This is a genomic window from Streptomyces lancefieldiae, from assembly GCF_031845825.1.
Classification (GTDB): domain Bacteria; phylum Actinomycetota; class Actinomycetes; order Streptomycetales; family Streptomycetaceae; genus Streptomyces; species Streptomyces lancefieldiae.
Genome location: NZ_JAVRFH010000150.1, coordinates 1 through 3,680, shown reverse-complemented (window position 1 = coordinate 3,680; position 3,680 = coordinate 1). Strand labels below are relative to the sequence as shown.

The window sequence follows — 3,680 nt, the reverse complement described above, 5'->3', positions numbered from 1 at the left end:
ACGTCGGCCCGCCGCTGGGCGTCGGCACTGCGGACCGAGGCGTTCACCCCGGAGCGGGAAGCGGAGCTGGCGTACTGGCGGGACGTGGTCGCCGAGCCGGACCCCCCGCTCGGCACCCGGACGTTCGACCCGACGGTGGATCTGATGTCCACGGTCGACACCGTGCGGGTGCACCTGCCCCACGAGGTGACCGAGGCGGTGCTGACCACGCTTCCCGCCGCGTATCGGGGCACCGGGACCGATGTGCTGCTCGCCGCGTTCGCCGTGGCGGTGAACCGGTGGCGCTGCGAGGACCGCTCAGCCCTGGTCCGCCTCGAGGGGCACGGCCGTGAGGAGAACGCCGTCCCCGGAGCCGACCTGTCCCGGACCGTCGGGTGGTTTACCAGCATGTACCCGGTCCGGGTCGACGTGCGCGGAGTGGACCTGGCCGACGTGCTGGCGGGAGGCCCCGCCGCCGGGGAGGCGATCAAACTGGTCAAGGAGCAGCTGCGCGCGATCCCGGACAAGGGCCTGGGGTACGGCCTGCTGCGCCACCTGAACCCCCGGACCGCCGCGGAGTTCGCCGGTCACCCGGTCCCGCAGCTCGGGTTCAACTACATCGGCCGGATCTCCGGTGCCGACGTTCCGGAACACCTGCGCGCCGACGGGTGGGGCCCGGCTCCCTGGTCCGCCGAGCTGATTCCCGCCCCCGATCCGGACCTGCCCGCACTGTCCGCGCTGGAGGTCAACGCGGTCGCCACGGACACCGCCGAGGGCACCCGTCTCCAGGCGGACTTCATGTTCCCCACCGGGGTGCTGTCCCGCGAGCGGGCCGCCGAACTGGCCGGGCTGTGGGTCGAGGTGCTGCACGGCATGGCCGCGCACGCCGCGCACCCTCAGGCCGGCGGGCTGACCCCGTCGGACGTCCCCCTGGTGTCGGTGCGGCAGAACGAGATCGAGACCTGGGAGGAGCGCTACGGCCGGCTCGTCGACGTGTGGCCCCAGGCCCCGGGTCAGTCCGGCATACAGTTCCAGGCCGCGTTCGCCGAGGACGCCTTCGACATCTACCACATGCAGTTCGTGCTGCATCTGTCCGGCCCCGTGGACCCGGCGCGCATGCGGTCGGCCGGACAAGCGCTCCTCGACCGGTACCCGAACCTGCGCTGTGCGTTCCTCACCGGGGCCGAGGGTGATCCGGTGCAGGTCGTGCCCGAGCACGTCGTCCTGCCCTGGCGCCACCTCGATCTGACCAATCTCGGCGAGGCCGAACAGGACGCGGCGCTGGACAGGACGCTCGCCGAGGACCGGGCCGACCAGCTCGATCCCACCCGGCCACCGCTGATCCGGCTGGCCCTGCTCACCTGCGGCCCACAGCGCGCGAAACTCGTCTTCACGGCGCATCACACGCTGTTCGACGGCTGGTCGTCGACGTTCGTGATCAGGGACCTGATCCGGCTGTACGCCGACGTCCGCGAGCTCCCGCCGGCCCGGAACTACGGTGAATACCTGGCCTGGCTGTCCACCCAGGACCTGGCGGCGTCGGCGGCCCGGTGGAAGGCCGAGCTCGACGGGTTCGAGCAGCCGACCCTCGTGGCCGCCGGCATGCCCTCCAAGGGGAAGGCGTCCGCCCACGGGCGGGTCGAGGTGCCGCTCTCCGTCGACCGGGGCAAGGAGCTCGCCCGGCGCGCGGCGGAACTCGGCGTCACACTGAACACCCTTCTCCAGGGCGTGTGGGCCTTCCTGCTCGCCAAGCTCACCGGGCAGCGGGACGTGGTGTTCGGGGCCGCTGTCAACGGCCGCCCCACGGATCTGCCCGGCTCCTACGAGATGGTCGGCCTGTTCGTCAACACCCTGCCGATCAGGGTGTCTTGCCCGCCAGAGCGCAGTGCGGCGGACGTCATCACCGAACTGCAGGACCGGCAGACGGCCCTGCTCGACCACCACTACTACGGGCTGGCCGACATCCAGCGCGACATCGGGCTGCCCGCCCTGTTCGACACGATCATCGCGTTCGAGAACTATCCGGTCGACCGCGAAGGCATCATCGAAGCGAACACTTCGGCCGGCTTCACGATCGACAGCCTCCGGCCGTTCGCGGGCTCGCACTATCCGCTCAACCTCAATGCCACCGACCCCTACCTGAGACTCTCCCTCGACTACCAGAACGACCTCTTCGACCGCGAGGCGGCCGAGGTGGTCGCCACCCGGCTCGTCCGGGTGCTGGAACAGGTGCTCGCCGACCCGACGACCCCCGTCGGGGCCATCGAGGTGCTCAGCGACCAGGAGCGGGAGTGGCTGCTGCGACGGGTCAACGACACCAAGCACCCGGAGGCCGGGGAGACCCTGCCGGACGCCTTCGAGGTCCGGGCGGAACACGACCCCGGGCACATCGCGCTGATCGGCCCACAGGAACGGCTCACCTACGAGGAGTTCAACCGGCGCGCCAACCGGCTGGCACACTGGCTGATCGAGCGCGGCGCGGGGCCCGAACAACTGGTCGCGGTACACATCCCGCGTTCCGTGGATCTGCTGGTGGCGATCTACGCGGTGGTCAAGGCGGGTGCCGCGTACCTGCCGGTGGGCACCGACCTGCCCGAGGAACGGCTGCGGACTGTGCTCGACAGCGCGCAGCCGCTGCTCGTGCTCGGCGAGGAACTGCCGGACGTCTCCGGGTACCCGGCGGTGAACCCGGAACGCGTGCTCTCGCCGGACAACGCCGCATACGTCATCTACACCTCCGGTTCCACCGGCCGCCCCAAGGGCGTGCAGGTGTCGCACCGATCAATCATGAACCGGCTGCGCTGGGCGCGGCACGAGTACGGGCTCGCCTCCAGTGAGCGCGTGCTGCAGAAGACACCGGCGTCGTTCGACGTGTCGGTGTGGGAGCTGTTCTGGCCGTTGTGCGAGGGCGCGACACTCGTGATCGCGGAACCCGACGGGCACAAGGACCCGGCCTATCTGGGCCGGCTGATACGCGACCAGTCCATCACCACATGCCACTTCGTGCCGTCCATGCTCCAGGTGTTCCTGTCCGGGACAGCCGCCGCAGAAGGAGTCGGCGGACTCCGCCGGGTGTTCTGCAGCGGCGAGGCCCTGCCACGGGAGACCGTGGACGCCTTCACGCGCACGTTCCCGGGCGTCAAACTGCACAACCTGTACGGACCGACCGAGGCCGCTGTCGACGTGACGTACCACGCGTGCACGCCGGAGGAGTCAGGTCCCGTGCCGATCGGCTTGCCGATCTGGAACACGCGGGTGTACGTGCTGGACACGGCGTTGCGCCCGGTGCCGCCCGGAGTCGCGGGTGAGCTGTACCTGGCCGGCGCCGGGCTCGCCAGGTGCTACGTCGGCCAGGCCGCGCTGACCGCGAACCGCTTCGTGGCGTGCCCCTACGGCGAACCGGGCACCAGGATGTACCGCACCGGGGACGTCGTGCGGTGGAACCAGGACGGCGAGCTCGACTACCTGGGTCGGGCCGACTTCCAGGTGAAGATCCGGGGCTTCCGGATCGAGCTGGGCGAGGTGGAGTCGACGCTGACCGCCCACCCGGACGTCGACCAGGCGGTGGTCGTGGCACGCGAGGAACGCGCGGGTGACCAGCGGCTGGTCGGGTATGTGGTGCCGGCCGACGGGGCGGACCCGGCTGGGCTGGACGTCGGATCTGTGTCGGCCCTGCTCCGGGAGCGCTTGCCGGAGTACAT

The 3,680-nt window shown here is 70.7% G+C and carries 1 protein-coding gene; it reads left to right on the top strand.

Annotated elements, in window-relative coordinates:
* Positions 1–3,680 (top strand): amino acid adenylation domain-containing protein (locus tag RM812_RS40940; RefSeq protein ID WP_311585918.1); only part of this gene is annotated, 3,680 nt, incomplete at both ends.